This is a genomic window from Bacillus sp. FSL R5-0434, from assembly GCF_038004745.1.
Taxonomy (GTDB): Bacteria; Bacillota; Bacilli; order Bacillales; family Bacillaceae; genus Bacillus; species Bacillus halotolerans.
In genome coordinates, this window is record NZ_JBBORV010000001.1 from 69954 (window position 1) to 87115 (window position 17162).

17 protein-coding genes are annotated in these 17162 nt (G+C 43.9%); all 17 read left to right on the forward strand.

The features are described from left to right. Positions 1-74: 74 nt before the first annotated feature. The 17 genes from spoIIE (at position 75) to NYE43_RS00470 (ending at position 17156) form a co-directional block, all read left to right on the forward strand. The gene (spoIIE, locus tag NYE43_RS00390) at positions 75-2558 is read left to right on the forward strand and encodes a stage II sporulation protein E (protein WP_024123630.1); all 2484 of its coding nucleotides are present in this window, start codon (positions 75-77) and stop codon (positions 2556-2558) included. Between the two features lie 84 nt (positions 2559-2642). Beyond that, on the forward strand, positions 2643-3380 hold the full coding sequence (locus NYE43_RS00395; protein WP_024123631.1) for a VWA domain-containing protein: 738 nt from the start codon (positions 2643-2645) through the stop codon (positions 3378-3380). Beyond that, a complete protein-coding gene (locus NYE43_RS00400; protein ID WP_341060582.1) occupies positions 3346-4368 on the forward strand; it encodes a serine/threonine-protein kinase in 1023 nt (340 codons plus the stop codon). Before NYE43_RS00395 ends, NYE43_RS00400 begins: the two co-directional genes overlap by 35 nt. A gap of 103 nt (positions 4369-4471) precedes the next feature. Then, positions 4472-5884 (forward strand): tRNA lysidine(34) synthetase TilS, encoded by a 1413-nt coding sequence (gene tilS / locus NYE43_RS00405; RefSeq protein ID WP_341060584.1) that lies wholly within the window; start codon positions 4472-4474, stop codon positions 5882-5884. 2 nt (positions 5885-5886) lie between these two features. Then, positions 5887-6429, forward strand: coding sequence for a hypoxanthine phosphoribosyltransferase (gene hpt / locus NYE43_RS00410; RefSeq protein WP_038954341.1), 543 nt, complete (start codon positions 5887-5889; stop codon positions 6427-6429). Between the two features lie 97 nt (positions 6430-6526). Continuing rightward, on the forward strand, positions 6527-8443 hold the full coding sequence (ftsH, locus tag NYE43_RS00415) for an ATP-dependent zinc metalloprotease FtsH (protein WP_024123634.1): 1917 nt from the start codon (positions 6527-6529) through the stop codon (positions 8441-8443). Between the two features lie 189 nt (positions 8444-8632). After that, positions 8633-9409, forward strand: a complete 777-nt coding sequence (locus NYE43_RS00420; protein ID WP_024123635.1) for a type III pantothenate kinase — start codon at positions 8633-8635, stop codon at positions 9407-9409. An 11-nt stretch (positions 9410-9420) separates the two neighbouring features. Next, complete coding sequence (gene hslO, locus NYE43_RS00425) at positions 9421-10296, forward strand: redox-regulated molecular chaperone HslO (RefSeq protein ID WP_024123636.1); 876 nt, start codon at positions 9421-9423, stop codon at positions 10294-10296. Positions 10297-10344: 48 nt separating this feature from the next. Beyond that, positions 10345-11238: a peptidyl-prolyl cis-trans isomerase gene (locus NYE43_RS00430; protein ID WP_095714739.1), complete on the forward strand. Its 894-nt coding sequence runs from the start codon at positions 10345-10347 to the stop codon at positions 11236-11238. Between the two features lie 75 nt (positions 11239-11313). Then, complete coding sequence (gene cysK, locus NYE43_RS00435) at positions 11314-12240, forward strand: cysteine synthase A (RefSeq protein ID WP_326323726.1); 927 nt, start codon at positions 11314-11316, stop codon at positions 12238-12240. 163 nt (positions 12241-12403) lie between these two features. Further along, positions 12404-13813, forward strand: coding sequence for an anthranilate synthase component I family protein (locus tag NYE43_RS00440; RefSeq protein WP_341060586.1), 1410 nt, complete (start codon positions 12404-12406; stop codon positions 13811-13813). Positions 13814-13826: 13 nt separating this feature from the next. Then, positions 13827-14411: an aminodeoxychorismate/anthranilate synthase component II gene (gene pabA / locus NYE43_RS00445; RefSeq protein WP_095714741.1), complete on the forward strand. Its 585-nt coding sequence runs from the start codon at positions 13827-13829 to the stop codon at positions 14409-14411. Further along, positions 14411-15259, forward strand: coding sequence for an aminodeoxychorismate lyase (gene pabC / locus NYE43_RS00450; protein WP_095714742.1), 849 nt, complete (start codon positions 14411-14413; stop codon positions 15257-15259). Before pabA ends, pabC begins: the two co-directional genes overlap by 1 nt. 14 nt (positions 15260-15273) lie before the next feature. Next, complete coding sequence (gene folP / locus NYE43_RS00455) at positions 15274-16131, forward strand: dihydropteroate synthase (RefSeq protein WP_101860936.1); 858 nt, start codon at positions 15274-15276, stop codon at positions 16129-16131. Beyond that, the gene (gene folB / locus NYE43_RS00460; RefSeq protein ID WP_341060587.1) at positions 16124-16486 is read left to right on the forward strand and encodes a dihydroneopterin aldolase; all 363 of its coding nucleotides are present in this window, start codon (positions 16124-16126) and stop codon (positions 16484-16486) included. Before folP ends, folB begins: the two co-directional genes overlap by 8 nt. Then, positions 16483-16986: a 2-amino-4-hydroxy-6-hydroxymethyldihydropteridine diphosphokinase gene (gene folK / locus NYE43_RS00465; RefSeq protein ID WP_101860934.1), complete on the forward strand. Its 504-nt coding sequence runs from the start codon at positions 16483-16485 to the stop codon at positions 16984-16986. Before folB ends, folK begins: the two co-directional genes overlap by 4 nt. After that, positions 16938-17156, forward strand: a complete 219-nt coding sequence (locus NYE43_RS00470; protein ID WP_024123645.1) for a helix-turn-helix domain-containing protein — start codon at positions 16938-16940, stop codon at positions 17154-17156. The genes folK and NYE43_RS00470 overlap by 49 nt, the downstream gene beginning before the upstream one ends. Positions 17157-17162: the final 6 nt, after the last annotated feature.

Consider the following 17162-nt stretch of genomic DNA (forward strand, 5'->3'; position numbering starts at 1 on the left):
TCTTTTGACAAAATCCTATCTGTGCTTTCGCTATAATGACAGGCAACGAATATAACAGGTGGGAGATGAGAGAAATGGAAAAAGCAGAAAGAAGAGTGAACGGGCCAATGGCGGGACAAGCTTTTGAAAAACTCCAATCGTTTTTTAACAGGGGAGCGAAGCTGGTGACTCATCATTTGCATTCACTGTTTTTCTATAAAGGATTCATTTATGTCGTCATCGGGTTTTTGCTTGGACGAGCTTTCATATTATCCGAGGTCCTTCCTTTCGCCCTTCCTTTCTTTGGGGCAATGCTTCTGATCAGAAGAGACAAGGCGCTGTATGCAGTGCTGGCTGTGCTTGCAGGTGCAATGACAATTTCTCCGAAGCACTCATTACTCATATTAGCGGCGTTGCTTGCATTCTTCGTGTTTTCTAAAGTAGCATCCTTCATCACAGATGATCGTGTGAAAGCCCTTCCGATTGTCGTGTTCTTCTCCATGGCGGCGGCAAGAGCGGGTTTTGTTTACGCTCAGAATGGCGCGTTTACAACCTATGATTATGTGATGGCTGTTGTAGAAGCCGGGCTGTCCTTTATTTTAACGCTGATTTTCCTCCAAAGCCTTCCGATTTTCACAGTGAAGAAAGTAAAACAATCCTTAAAAATAGAAGAAATCATTTGCTTTATGATTCTGATTGCTTCGGTGCTGACTGGACTTGCAGGCTTGTCCTATCAAGGGATGCAGGCAGAACATATCCTGGCCCGTTATGTTGTATTAAGCTTTTCCTTCATCGGCGGTGCAAGCATCGGCTGTACAGTGGGTGTCGTGACAGGCCTGATTCTCGGCTTAGCCAATATCGGAAATCTCTATCAAATGAGTCTGCTCGCATTTTCTGGCTTATTAGGCGGCTTGCTGAAAGAAGGAAAAAAAGCAGGTGCGGCAATCGGGCTGATTATCGGATCGCTTCTTATTTCTTTATATGGAGAAGGCTCTGCCGGTCTGATGACAACGCTCTATGAGTCATTGATAGCAGTCGGCCTGTTTCTGCTTACGCCTCAGTCCATCACAAGAAAAGTGGCGAGATATATTCCGGGTACTGTGGAACATCTTCAGGAGCAGCAGCAATACGCGAGAAAAATCAGAGATGTCACTGCTCAAAAGGTGGATCAGTTCTCCAATGTATTTCATGCATTGTCAGAAAGCTTTGCAACCTTTTATCAAGCGTCTGACGAACAAACAGATGACAGCGAAGTCGATCTGTTTTTAAGTAAAATTACGGAGCATTCCTGTCAAACGTGCTACAAGAAAAACAGGTGCTGGGTTCAGAACTTTGATAAAACATATGATTTAATGAAACAAGTTATGCTTGAAACAGAGGAAAAAGAGTATGCTTCAAACCGAAGGCTGAAAAAAGAGTTTCACCAGTATTGCTCTAAATCGCGTCAGGTTGAAGAGTTGATAGAGGATGAACTTGCCTATCATCATGCGCATTTAACTCTTAAGAAAAAAGTGCAGGACAGCAGGCGGCTTGTGGCTGAACAGCTCTTAGGTGTTTCAGAGGTCATGGCAGACTTTTCTCGGGAAATAAAAAGGGAGAGGGAGCAGCACTTTATCCAAGAAGAACAAATTATTGAGGCTCTTCAGCATTTTGGAATAGAGATTCAGCAGGTGGAGATTTACAGCCTTGAACAGGGGAACATTGATATTGAAATGACAATCCCATTCAGCGGGCATGGAGAAAGTGAAAAAATCATAGCGCCTATGCTTTCTGACATTTTGGAAGAGCAAGTTCTCGTGAAAGCCGAGCAGCATTCGCCGCATCCAAATGGATACAGCCATGTCGCGTTTGGATCAACAAAATCGTACAGAGTGTCTACGGGTGCGGCTCATGCAGCGAAGGGCGGCGGCCTTGTCTCCGGCGACAGCTACAGCATGATGGAGCTGGGCGCAAGAAAATATGCAGCTGCTATCAGTGACGGGATGGGCAATGGCGCGAGGGCTCACTTTGAAAGCAATGAAACGATTAAACTTCTTGAAAAGATCCTTGAATCAGGAATTGATGAAAAAATAGCAATCAAAACGATCAACAGCATACTGTCTCTGCGGACAACGGATGAAATATATTCCACGCTCGATCTTTCTATTATCGACCTTCAGGATGCGAGCTGTAAGTTTTTAAAGGTTGGATCAACACCGAGCTTTATCAAACGGGGTGAGCAGGTGATGAAAGTCCAAGCGAGCAATCTGCCAATCGGCATTATTAACGAATTCGACGTTGAGGTTGTGAGTGAGCAGCTGAAGGCGGGAGACCTCCTGATCATGATGAGTGACGGTATTTTCGAAGGCCCTAAACACGTGGAAAATCATGATTTATGGATGAAGCGCAAAATGAAAGGGTTAAAAACAGATGATCCGCAGGAAATTGCTGACTTACTCATGGAGGAAGTGATTCGCACAAGATCAGGCCAAATTGATGATGATATGACGGTTGTTGTCGTCCGAATTGATCACAATACACCAAAGTGGGCGTCTATTCCCGTTCCGGCCATCTTTCAAAGCAAACAAGAAATTTCATAACGCTTCCGTATAAATCAATTTTCTTCTGGCGAAGATGGAAATATATGAATCTGAGAATCATCGTATTCTCCAGGAGGAATGAATGTGAACAACGGACGTTTGAATCAAATTCTGCTGATAACGGATGGCTGCTCAAATCATGGTGAAGATCCGCTTGCTATGGCTGCTTTTGCTAAAGAGCAAGGGATTACAGTAAATGTCATAGGTATAATGGAAGAAAACAAAATTGACCACGAGGCTATGAAAGAAGTCGAAGGGATTGCGCTTGCTGGAGGCGGCGTGCATCAGGTCGTTTACGCATCACAGCTTTCGCAAACGGTTCAAATGGTAACGAAAAAAGCAATGACGCAAACCCTGCAAGGGGTGGTAAATCAAGAACTGAAGCAAATCCTGGGAAAGAATGTGGAAATGGAGGAGCTTTCTCCGGAAAAACGCGGCGAAGTCATGGAAGTGGTGGATGAACTGGGAGAGACGGTGCATCTTCAGGTTTTGGTTCTCGTTGATACAAGCGCGAGTATGGCGCCAAAGCTGCCTACAGTGAAAGAAGCGCTGATTGACTTGTCCGTGAGTCTTAACTCCCGAATAGGGAATAACGAATTTGCGATGTGTATATTTCCCGGGAAAAAACAGGAGGTCGAGCTTGTGCTAAATTGGACACCGAAGTTGCAATCTCTTTCCACACTCTTTGCGAAGCTATCGACAGGCGGCATCACGCCGACAGGTCCGGCGATTCGTGAAGCGACACAGCAATTCGAAAAAATCCGCTCAAGAAGGAGCATGCTGGCAGATGATGAACGACACTTTGACGAGTTTGGCATGTAGCCTTAAGCCGGGAACGAGAGTAAAGGGCAAGTGGAATGGAAATACTTACACACTGCGTAAACAGCTTGGAAAAGGGGCCAATGGAATTGTGTATTTGGCAGAAGCATCAGATGGACATGTTGCCTTAAAGGTAAGCGATGACAGCCTGTCTATTACTTCTGAAGTGAATGTCTTAAAATCTTTTTCAAAGGCCCAGTCCGTAACGATGGGGCCTTCTTTTTTTGACACTGATGATGCCTTTATTCCCAGTGCTAATACAAAGGTTTCATTTTATGCAATGGAATACATAAAAGGCCCGTTGCTTTTACAATTCGTCAGTGACAAAGGAGCAGAATGGATTCCGGTCTTGATGATTCAGCTGTTAACCAGCTTATCCGTGCTTCATCAGCAAGGGTGGATATTCGGCGACCTTAAGCCGGATAATCTGATTGTCACCGGTCCGCCAGCCAGAATCCGCTGCATAGATGTAGGCGGAACAACCAAGGAGGGCCGAGCGATAAAAGAGTATACCGAGTTTTACGACAGAGGATATTGGGGGTATGGGACAAGAAAAGCAGAGCCCTCTTACGACTTGTTTGCGGTTGCTATGATTATGATCAACTGTGTACATAAAAAGGAATTCAAAAAAACAAGCCAGCCAAAGGAACAACTGCGATCTTTAATCGAAGGCAGTTCGGTGTTGCAAAAGTATAAAAAAGTGCTTATTTCTGCTTTAAATGGCCATTATGATTCCGCTGACGAGATGAAAAGAGAGATGCTCGCAGCAGGGCAAAAGGCAGCGCAAAGAAAACAGGCCGGAAAAACGCCAACTTCGGCGCAACCTATCTCAAGACAAAGACAGCAAAAAATGCGCCAGGGAAAAGTAACACAGACGAGATATGCACCTAAAAAGAAGGGCGCTAAGTCCGGAGGGTTATTCGAAACCGCTCTTATCGTAATCAGTGTTTTGGCGCTTTATTTCGCTTACATTATCTTTTTCCTTATTTGACAGCCGCAATCTGCAATACCCATGCTTCTTCTTTGCTTGGAAGGATTGAAAGTGATAGGATATGAATATCTTTAAAATACCTGCTCATTGTGAGGAGGACATTGTGAACAGTGTCAAAGATTTTTTTATCAAACACAATCTTACGTTAAAAGGGGCGACAATTATTGTAGGCGTTTCCGGCGGTCCGGATTCGATGGCTCTCCTTCACGCGCTTCATGCGTTATACGGCCGTTCAGCCAATGTGATTGCGGCTCACGTAGACCACCGGTTCAGAGGGGCACAATCTGAGGAAGACATGCGTTTTGTCCAAGCATATTGTGAGGCTGAACAGATCAAATGTGAAACGGCTCAAATCAATGTAACTGCGTATGCTGAGAAAAACGGTCTCAACAAGCAGGCAGCTGCCCGTGATTGCCGATATCAGTTTTTTAAGGAAGTGATGTCCAAGCATCAAGCGGATTATCTTGCACTTGCTCAACATGGAGATGATCAGGTTGAAACAATGCTTATGAGACTGGCTAAAGGCACACTCGGAGCTGGACTTGCCGGCATGCAGCCGGTAAGACGGTTTGAAACGGGACAGATGATCAGACCATTTCTAGCCATTACAAAAGAAGAGATTCTTCATTATTGCCATGAAAACGCTTTGAGCTACCGGACGGACGAAAGCAACGCCAAAGATGATTACACTAGAAACAGATTCAGAAAAGCAGTGCTCCCTTTTTTGAAACAGGAATCACCGGATGTGCATAAAAGGTTTCAGAAAGTAAGCGAAGCACTGACTGAAGATGAGCAATTCTTACAGTCATTAACGAAAGAAGAAATGAATAAAGTAATCACAAGCCAGTCTAAAATATCAGTTGAAATCAATTCCTCTCAATTGCTTGCCCTCCCGATGCCTTTACAAAGAAGAGGAGTTCAACTAATATTAAACTATCTTTATGAAAACGTTCCATCATCCTTTTCCGCTCATCATATTCAGCAGTTTTTGGATTGGGCGGATAAGGGCGGTCCTTCAGGAGTACTGGACTTTCCGAAAGGACTGAAGGTGGTCAAATCATATCAGACATGTTTGTTTACATTTGAACAATGGCAGTGCAAAAATGTTCCCTTTGAATATCAAATAAGCGGAGCTGCCGATGAGACGGCAGTGCTCCCAAACGGATTTCTGATAGAGGCAAAGCGTAACGCGGAATCTCTTGAAGGTCATGGGAATTCTGTTTTTATTACAAGTCAAGATAAGGTGAGATTTCCCTTGACGATCCGGACAAGAAAAGCCGGCGATCGGATAAAACTAAAAGGGATGAACGGCTCGAAAAAGGTAAAGGATATATTTATTGATAAGAAATTGCCTCTGCAAGAAAGAGACAACTGGCCGGTTGTGACGGATGCAAGCGGTGAAATTATCTGGATACCGGGCTTGAAAAAATCCATTTTTGAAGATCTTGTGATTCCAAACAGTGACCGCATTGTATTACAATATAGACAGCATGAAAAGTGTAGGGGGCAAGCATAATCATGATGAAACATGATATTGAAACAGTTCTGATCTCAGAGGAAGAGATACAAGAGAAAGTAAAAGAGTTAGGTGCAGACTTAACAAGCGAGTATCAAGATAAATTTCCGTTGGCAATCGGTGTGTTAAAAGGAGCTCTTCCTTTTATGGCGGATCTTATCAAGCATATTGATACATATTTGGAAATGGATTTCATGGATGTATCAAGCTACGGAAAATCTACGGTTTCATCTGGAGAAGTAAAAATCATTAAAGATTTGGATACATCTGTAGAGGGCCGGGACATCTTAATTATTGAAGATATCATCGACAGTGGGTTAACCTTAAGTTATCTAGTAGAGCTCTTCCGATACCGTAAAGCAAAATCAATTAAGATTGTTACCCTTTTGGATAAACCAAGCGGAAGAAAAGCGGACATTAAAGCAGACTTCGTCGGCTTTAAAGTTCCTGACGCGTTTGTAGTGGGTTACGGACTTGATTATGCTGAGCGCTATCGCAATCTGCCTTATATCGGAGTGTTAAAACCGGCAGTTTATGAAAGCTGATCGGCAGCCTGCTTCCGAGATGGTTATTGGTTGTATTGGAATGATTTTCTATGGTACTATTGAACATAGTTGTGCTTACTGTGGGAGGAGGTAAGGAATGAATCGGGTCTTCCGTAATACCATTTTTTATTTACTTATTTTATTAGTAGTAATCGGGGTTGTGAGCTACTTCCAGACCTCAAATCCGAAAACAGAAAATATGTCGTACAGCACGTTCATCAAAAACCTGGATGACGGGAAAGTTGATAGCGTGTCGGTTCAGCCTGTCAGAGGTGTTTATGAGGTAAAAGGACAGCTGAAAAATTACGACAAGGATCAATACTTTTTGACTCATGTTCCTGAAGGAAAGGGAGCAGACCAGATCTTTAATGCTATAAAAAAGACAGATGTAAAGGTTGATCCCGCTCAAGAAACAAGCGGATGGGTGACGTTCCTGACGACCATCATCCCATTTGTCATTATCTTTATTCTGTTCTTCTTCCTGCTCAATCAAGCTCAAGGCGGCGGCAGCCGTGTCATGAACTTTGGTAAGAGTAAGGCGAAGCTATATACAGAGGAAAAGAAACGCGTCAAATTTAAAGACGTTGCAGGGGCAGACGAGGAGAAACAAGAACTTGTGGAAGTTGTTGAATTTCTGAAAGATCCCCGCAAGTTTGCCGAGCTTGGCGCAAGAATCCCTAAAGGTGTGCTTTTAGTCGGACCTCCGGGTACCGGTAAAACACTTCTTGCAAGAGCATCAGCCGGTGAAGCCGGTGTACCATTCTTCAGCATCAGCGGATCTGATTTCGTTGAAATGTTTGTAGGTGTCGGTGCTTCCCGTGTGCGTGACTTGTTCGAAAACGCGAAAAAGAATGCGCCTTGTTTGATCTTCATTGATGAAATTGACGCAGTCGGACGCCAGCGTGGAGCGGGTCTCGGCGGCGGACACGATGAACGTGAACAGACGCTCAACCAATTGCTTGTTGAAATGGACGGATTCAGTGCCAATGAAGGAATTATCATCATTGCCGCAACGAACCGTGCGGACATCTTGGACCCAGCCTTACTTCGTCCGGGACGTTTTGACCGTCAAATCACAGTGGACCGCCCAGATGTAATTGGACGTGAAGCTGTATTGAAAGTCCATGCAAGAAATAAACCGCTGGATGAAACGGTAAATCTGAAATCGATTGCCATGAGAACACCTGGTTTCTCAGGCGCTGACTTAGAAAACCTATTGAATGAAGCTGCTCTTGTGGCGGCTCGTCAAAACAAGAAAAAAATCGATGCTCGCGACATTGATGAAGCTACGGACCGTGTTATTGCCGGACCAGCTAAGAAAAGCCGCGTCATCTCCAAGAAAGAACGCAATATCGTGGCATATCACGAAGGCGGACACACCGTTATCGGACTCGTTTTAGATGAGGCTGATATGGTTCATAAAGTAACGATTGTTCCTCGGGGTCAGGCTGGCGGTTATGCAGTTATGCTTCCAAGAGAAGACCGTTACTTCCAGACAAAGCCGGAGCTGCTTGATAAAATTGTCGGTCTCTTGGGCGGGCGTGTTGCTGAAGAAATTATCTTTGGCGAAGTCAGCACAGGAGCGCACAATGACTTCCAGCGTGCGACAAATATTGCAAGACGAATGGTTACAGAATTCGGTATGTCAGAAAAACTGGGACCGCTGCAATTTGGACAGTCTCAGGGTGGCCAGGTATTCTTAGGCCGTGATTTCAACAACGAACAAAACTACAGTGATCAAATTGCCTACGAAATTGATCAGGAAATTCAGCGCATTATCAAAGAGTGTTACGAGCGTGCGAAAACAATCCTGACAGAAAATCGTGACAAGCTTGAATTGATTGCTCAGACGCTTCTGGAAGTTGAAACACTGGATGCTGAACAAATCAAACATCTTGTCGATCACGGAACATTGCCTGAGCGTAAGTTCTCTGATGATGAGAAGAACGATGATGTCAAAGTAAACATTCTGTCAAAAACAGAAGAAGAAAAGAAAGACGATACGAAAGAGTAACGCTTTCTGATAAAAACTGCCGGCTGACGCTGGCAGTTTTTTTATGTGAATCCCGCCTCTGCTGCCCCTCTTTTCAATCATCCAATTATGGTATCGATTTGTTTACAAATGAGCCGCCGATCGTGTATGGTATTGTAGAATGTTTGTAAAAGTAATGATAGAGAAACTATTCAAAAGTGGTGATAGAGGTTGTTACTTGTTATTGATGTGGGGAACACCAATACTGTACTTGGTGTATATCATGAGGGTGAATTAGAATATCACTGGCGTATAGAAACAAGCAGGCATAAAACAGAAGATGAGTTTGGGATGATTCTGCGCTCTTTATTTGATCATTCAGGTCTCATGTTTGAACAAATAGAAGGCATTATTATTTCTTCAGTTGTGCCGCCAATCATGTTTGCGTTAGAGAGAATGTGCACAAAATACTTTCATATCGAACCGCAAATTGTCGGTCCTGGTATGAAAACCGGTTTAAATATAAAGTACGACAATCCGAAAGAAGTAGGCGCTGACAGAATCGTAAATGCTGTTGCGGCCATTCACTTGTACGGCAATCCTTTGATTGTTGTTGATTTCGGTACAGCTACAACGTACTGTTATATCGATGAAAACAAACAATATATGGGCGGAGCGATTGCGCCTGGAATTACAATTTCGACTGAGGCGCTGTACTCGCGTGCGGCGAAGCTTCCGCGTATTGAAATCGCCCGGCCTGACAATATTATCGGAAAAAGCACTGTAAGCGCGATGCAATCAGGGATTTTATTTGGCTATGTCGGCCAAGTGGAAGGAATCGTAAAACGAATGAAATGGCAGGCAAAACAAGAACCGAAAGTCATTGCGACAGGCGGTCTTGCGCCATTAATCGCAAACGAATCAGATTGTATAGACATCGTTGATCCATTCTTAACCCTAAAAGGGCTGGAATTGATTTATGAACGAAACCGCGTGGGAAGTGTATAGGAGGTTTTGCAATGGATTATTTAGTAAAAGCGCTGGCGTATGACGGAAAAGTTCGCGCATATGCTGCAAAAACGACTGATATGGTGAATGAAGGACAGAGACGGCATGATACATGGCCGACAGCATCCGCTGCACTGGGCCGTACAATGACAGCTTCACTAATGCTTGGTTCTATGCTGAAAGGTGATGATAAGCTGACAGTGAAAGTGGAAGGCGGCGGGCCAATCGGCGCGATTGTTGCTGATGCAAATGCTAAAGGGGAAGTCAGGGCATATGTCTCAAACCCGCATGTTCATTTTGACTTGAATGAACACGGCAAGCTGGATGTCAGACGCGCTGTCGGAACAGATGGAACATTAAGTGTTGTAAAAGATTTAGGCCTGCGCGAGTTCTTCACAGGGCAAGTAGAAATCGTTTCCGGAGAACTGGGGGAAGATTTTACGTACTATCTTGTATCATCGGAGCAGGTTCCTTCTTCTGTAGGTGTCGGCGTGCTTGTTAACCCAGACAACACCATTTTGGCGGCAGGAGGTTTCATTCTTCAGCTCCTTCCGGGAACAGATGATGAAACCATCACAAAAATTGAACAGCGTCTATCTGTAGTAGAACCTATTTCTAAACTGATTCAAAAAGGGCTTGCGCCGGAAGAAATTTTGGAAGAAGTCTTAGGAGAAAAGCCTGAGATTTTGGAAACCATGCCTGTTAAATTCCATTGCCCTTGTTCAAAAGAGCGTTTTGAAACAGCCGTTTTAGGACTAGGCAAAAAAGAAATTCAAGATATGATAGAAGAAGATGGACAAGCCGAAGCAGTATGCCATTTTTGTAATGAAAAGTACTTATTTACAAAAGAAGAGCTGGAAGAGCTTCGAGACCAAACGACCCGCTAAGCTCTTTAGCGGGTTTTTTGAATTTAAGAAAAGGGGCTGACAGTAAATTTGAAATCAAGAACAATCTGGACAATCATTTGGGGCGCGCTGCTGGTATGCTGTATCGCAGTGGCATATACACTGACGAAATCTCAAGCCAGTGCTTCCCCGTCCGACGAGTCCATTGCTACTATTGGAGGCAAAAGCGTCACAAGAGAAGAATGGCTGAAGGAAATGGAAGATGAATACGGAAAATCAACACTTGAAGATATGATCAATGTCCGAGTGGTAGAGCAGCTTGCCAAAAAGAACAATCTCAAAGTATCTAAAAGTGAAATTGATCGGGAATTTCTGCTGATTAAGGCGGTGAATAATTCATTTTACGAAGACGAGCATACAACTGAAAAAGAGTGGAAAGACCAAATTCGCTATAATATTCTTCTTGAGGAATTATTAACAAAGGATATTGATATTTCAAAGACAGAAATGAAATCATTTTATAATCAAAATAAAGAACTGTATCAGTTTGATGATTCGTATCGTATTCGGCATATTGTTGTAAAGGATGAAGAGGAAGCCAAACAAGTTTTAAAAGAGCTTGAAGGCGGCTCGAGCTTTGAAGCTGTTGCGGCGGAACGGTCCACAGACAGGTATACGTCACCGTACGGGGGAGATTTAGGGTTTGTCACCGAGGCATCAGACAACATTCCGTCATCATACATTGAAGAAGCAAAGACACTAAAACAAGATGAATGGTCAAACGAACCGATAAAGGTAAACAACGGCTATGCGATTATTCAACTGAAAGAAAAGTTAAATGCGAGAACGTTCTCATATGATGAAGTGAAGAATCAGATTAAACGCCAGATCGCAATGGATCAGTTAGGTGATAAAGCAACTGTAAAATCGCTTTGGAAAGAAGCTGACGTGTCTTGGTTCTATGGGGAAAAAAGTACTAAATGATTGACAAAAAATTTTGAAATTGATAGATTATATACATAATACCAATACAAATAGTCGGAAATTGAGGTGTCGAGAATGGTACGTGTAGCAAACTCCATTACTGAATTAATTGGGAATACGCCAATCGTTAAATTAAATCGCCTTGTTGATGAAAACAGTGCGGATGTATATTTGAAGCTTGAATACATGAACCCTGGAAGCAGTGTAAAAGACCGTATCGGTTTAGCGATGATTGAAGCCGCTGAAAAAGAAGGGAAATTAAAAGTTGGCGATACAATCATTGAACCGACAAGCGGAAATACAGGAATCGGGCTGGCAATGGTTGCTGCTGCTAAAGGTTTAAAAGCGATTTTGGTTATGCCTGACACAATGAGCATGGAGCGCCGCAACCTTCTTCGCGCATATGGTGCTGAGCTTGTGCTGACTCCGGGTGCGGAAGGCATGAAAGGCGCCATTAAGAAAGCGGAGGAGCTTGCTGAAAAACACGGATACTTCGTGCCGCAGCAGTTTAACAATCCATCGAACCCTGAAATCCACCGCCAAACAACAGGTAAAGAAATCGTTGAGCAATTCGGTGATGACCAGCTTGATGCATTTGTAGCCGGAATCGGAACAGGCGGAACGATTACAGGAGCGGGTGAAGTCCTGAAGGAAGCATATCCTTCCGTCAAAATCTACGCTGTTGAACCGTCAGATTCCCCAGTGCTTTCAGGAGGAAAACCAGGCCCTCACAAAATTCAGGGAATCGGAGCTGGCTTTGTGCCCGACATCTTAAACACTGAAGTATACGATGAAATTTTCCCTGTGAAGAATGAAGAAGCATTTGAATATGCACGCAGAGCTGCACGTGAAGAAGGAATTCTCGGAGGCATCTCATCAGGTGCGGCCATTTATGCTGCTATTGAAGTAGCGAAAAAACTCGGAAAGGGCAAAAAAGTATTAGCTATCATTCCGAGTAACGGCGAACGTTATTTGAGTACGCCGCTGTATCAATTCGATTAAAAAGCTCGAAAAAACTCCCGGTGCCCGGGAGTTTTTTTATTTGTGCATCAAATATGCCGTGTCCGCGACGAATCTTATCCTTGGAAGAGAAATTCACTTTTTTCACTCATGATATTGCTTTACAATAAAAAAAGCAGAAAAAGAAAACAGAGGAATGATATAAATGGCACAACGCAGACCGGCAGGCAGAAAAGTACCTTTTCAAAAAGATTCATTCTTGCAACAATATGAGAAACTTTCACAATCCAGAAAACAGCACGTGCTTCTTGAAAGTGCAAGAGGCGGCAGATACAGTATAGCCGGTCTTGATCCAATTGCGGCTGTCAAGGGAAAAGACGGAATTGCAACCATTAAGCATGGGGATGAGACACTGTTTAAAGAGGGTGACCCATTACGCGCCTTCCACAGTTGGTTTAAAACGCTGGAAACAGAAACGGATGAAGAATTGCCTGATTTTCAAGGGGGAGCAATCGGCTTTCTTAGCTATGATTACGCACGCTACATTGAAAATTTTAAAATGCTCTCATTAGATGACCTGGAGACACCTGATATCTATTTTCTTGTCTTTGATGATATCGCCGTCTATGACCATGAAGAACAGGCTCTTTGGCTGGTCACTCATGTGAATGATGAGAACGAATCAGCGGACGAAAAGCTGTCCCAGCTCGAACATATGTGGCTGACTGAGCTTCCCGGTGAGCCGTTACAAGAGATGACATATACAGCTGACGGTTCCTTTGCAGCGCCTTTTACTGAAGAAGGCTTTTCTCAGGCTGTAGAGAAAATCAAGCAATACATTGCCAGCGGAGATGTTTTTCAAGTCAATCTATCGATCAGGCAGTCGCAGCCGCTGTCTGCTCACCCGTATGAGATCTACAAAAAACTGAGAGAAGTGAATCCTTCTCCATATATGGCATATTTAGAAACACCAGATTTCCAAATTATTTGCGGATCTCCTGAACTTCTTGTCAGCAAAAAGGGCAAACTGTTAGAGACAAGACCGATCGCGGGCACTCGTTCCAGAGGGAAAACGGATGAGGAAGACGAAGCGCTCGCAAATGAATTAATCCATAATGAAAAAGAACGCGCTGAGCATGTCATGCTAGTTGATCTAGAACGAAATGATCTCGGCAGAGTTTCCCGTTACGGATCAGTGCGGGTTAATGAATTCATGGCAATTGAAAAATACTCCCACGTCATGCACATTGTGTCTAATGTCCAAGGTGAACTGCAGGATGGATACGACGCTGTAGATATTATTCATGCTGTATTTCCTGGAGGAACGATTACAGGTGCTCCTAAAGTAAGGACAATGGAAATTATAGAAGAACTTGAGCCGACACGCCGTGGGCTTTATACTGGATCTATAGGGTGGTTTGGGTATAATCAGGATCTTCAGTTTAATATCGTGATCCGAACCATTTATGCAGCCGGAGGGCAGGCGTTTATGCAATCCGGAGCAGGAGTTGTGATTGATTCTGTTCCTAAGCATGAATACAGAGAATCATTCAAAAAAGCTTTTGCGATGCAAAAGGCGTTAGAGCTGAGCGAAGCAGAGACAAAAATTAGATGAGGTGAGCGGAGAAATGATTTTAATGATTGATAACTATGATTCTTTCACGTACAACTTAGTGCAGTATTTGGGCGAGCTTGGAGAAGAGCTGATTGTAAAACGCAATGACGATATCACAATAGAGCAAATTGAAGAGCTGTCACCGGATTTCTTAATGATTTCACCCGGACCGTGCAGTCCTGATGAAGCTGGAATCAGCCTTGAAGCAATTAAATACTTCGCAGGCAAAATTCCCGTTTTTGGCGTGTGTCTCGGACATCAGTCTATCGCACAGGAGTTTGGCGGAGACGTGGTCAGAGCAGAGCGGCTGATGCACGGAAAAACCTCAGAAATCGAGCATGACGGCAAGACGATCTTTAAAGGTTTGCAAAACCCGCTTGTGGCGACACGATACCACTCACTGATCGTAAAACCTGAGACGCTGCCAAGCTGTTTCACAGTAACCGCACAAACGAAAGAAGGAGAAATCATGGCTATTCGGCACAATGACCTTCCGATAGAAGGCGTTCAATTTCATCCAGAGTCTATTATGACTTCCTTTGGAAAAGAAATGCTCAGAAATTTTATTGAAACGTACCGCAAGGAAGTCATTGCGTGATGATATATGTAAACGGCCGATTTATAGAGGAGAAAGATGCAGTTCTTTCTCCTTTTGACCATGGTTTTTTATATGGGATCGGTGTTTTTGAGACCTTCAGGCTTTATGAAGGCCGGCCGTTCCTGCTTGATTGGCATATAGAACGGCTTGAACGCGCACTTAAGGATCTGCAAATCGAATACACTGTGACAAAACAAGAGATGATTGAAATGCTGGACAAGCTGCTCGGGCTGAATGATATCAAAGACGGCAATGCCCGCGTCAGGCTGAACATATCAGCCGGCATCAGTGATAAAGGCTTCGCTGCTCAAACTTACGATAACCCGACTGTTTTATGTTTTGTTAATCAGTTAAAACCAGAAAGTCTTCCTTTGCAAAAGGAAGGAAAGGTTTTATCGGTACGGAGAAACACACCGGAGGGGCCGTTCCGGTTAAAATCACATCACTATTTAAATAATATGTATGCGAAACGGGAGATCGGAAATGATCCGCGGTTTGAAGGGATCTTTTTAACGGAGGATTGCGCTGTAGCAGAGGGCATCATTTCAAATGTCTTCTGGAGAAAAGGCAGCTCTATCTATACACCATCACTTGATACCGGAATTCTTGACGGCGTCACGAGACGTTTTGTCATGGAGAACGCAAAGAAAATAGGGATGGATGTCAAAACAGGCCGCTACCAGCTTGAAGCCCTTTTGACGGCAGATGAAGCATGGATGACCAACTCGGTTCTTGAGATCATTCCGTTTTCTAAAATAGAAGAAGTGAACTATCCGGGCCAAAACGGAGAAATAACTTCCGCTTTACAAACGCTATACCACCAAGAAATAAAGAACATGAATTCATGACAGGGAGGAAGAGAATGGCGCGGCAAACGATAGACCAAACACAAGTAATCCATACCAAACCCAGCGCATTATCATATCGAGAAAAGACGCTGGTGATGGGTATTTTAAACGTAACGCCTGACTCTTTCTCGGATGGCGGAAAATATGACAGCCTGGACAATGCCCTGTTGCATGCGAAAGAGATGATTGATGACGGTGCGCATATCATTGATATCGGAGGCGAATCGACAAGACCCGGCGCCGAATATGTGTCCGAGGACGAAGAAATGTCCAGAGTGATTCCTGTGATTGAGCGGATTACAAAAGAGCTCGCAGTGCCGATCTCTGTAGATACGTACAAGGCTTCTGTCGCAGATGAAGCTGTTAAAGCCGGCGCTTCAATCATCAATGATATTTGGGGAGCGAAGTACGATCCGAAAATGGCTTCTGTTGCAGCTGAACACAATGTTCCGATCGTTCTCATGCATAACCGCAAAGAGAGAAACTACAACGACTTAATACCGGATATGCTGTCGGACTTAATGGAAAGTGTAAAGATTGCTGTTGAAGCAGGTGTAGAGGAAAAGAACATTATCCTCGATCCCGGTATTGGTTTTGCGAAGGACTATCACGATAATCTGGCAGTCATGAACAAACTCGAAGTTTTCAGCGGACTTGGCTATCCGGTTCTTCTTGCAACCTCCCGAAAAAGATTTATCGGCCGTGTCCTGGATCTTCCGCCTGAGGAGCGGGCTGAGGGCACAGGCGCAACCGTGTGTCTAGGCATTCAAAAAGGCTGTGACATTGTGAGAGTCCATGATGTAAAACAAATAGCCAGAATGGCGAAAATGATGGATGCAATGCTGAACAAGGGAGGGATGCATCATGGATAAAATCTACGTAGAAGGCATGGAGTTTTACGGCTATCACGGTGTGTTAAAAGAGGAGAACAAGCTCGGACAGCGTTTTAAAGTCGATTTAACCGCAGAATTGGATTTAAGCAAAGCCGGACAAACAGACGAGCTTGAGAAAACCATTAACTATGCCGAGCTTTACCACGTATGTAAAGATATCGTCGAAGGTGAGCCTGTGAAACTAGTGGAAACACTGGCAGAACGTATTGCGGACACTGTCCTGAAGAAATTTCATCAGGTGCAGCAATGTACTGTAAAAGTGATTAAGCCAGATCCGCCAATTCCCGGCCACTATAAATCAGTAGCAATAGAAATCACGAGAAAAAAATCATGAACAATACAGCTTATATAGCACTTGGATCTAATATTGGAGAAAGAGAAACGTATTTACGGCGAGCGGTGGCGATGCTGCATCAACATGAGGCAGTGACAGTCACAAAAGTGTCTTCTATTTACGAAACAGACCCAGTCGGATACGAAGCTCAAGATGAATTTTTAAATATGGCAGTTGAAATCGAGACGTCGCTGAATCCGTTTCAGCTCCTGGAGCTCACGCAGCATATAGAAAATGAATTGGGCAGGACGAGAGAAGTCAGATGGGGGCCGCGGACGGCAGACCTTGACATTTTACTGTTTAATCGTGAAAATATTGAAACAGAGCAACTAATTGTTCCGCATCCGAGAATGTATGAGCGTTTATTTGTCCTTGCACCGCTTGCGGAAATATGCACGCGGGTTGAAAAAGAGGCAAAAAGCGAGGAAACCGACCAAGAAGGTGTAAGAGTATGGAAGCAGAAATCTGGGGTAGACGAATTCGTGCATTCAGAAAGCTGAAAGGTTATACTCAAGAAGGATTTGCGAAAGCGTTAGGTATATCAGTTTCTATTCTCGGCGAAATTGAACGCGGAAACCGATTGCCGTCAGCTGCCATCATTCAAAGTGCAGCAGATGTTTTAAATATAAGCGCGGACGAATTAGCGCCGCCAGAAAATAATAACAAATGAAAGGAG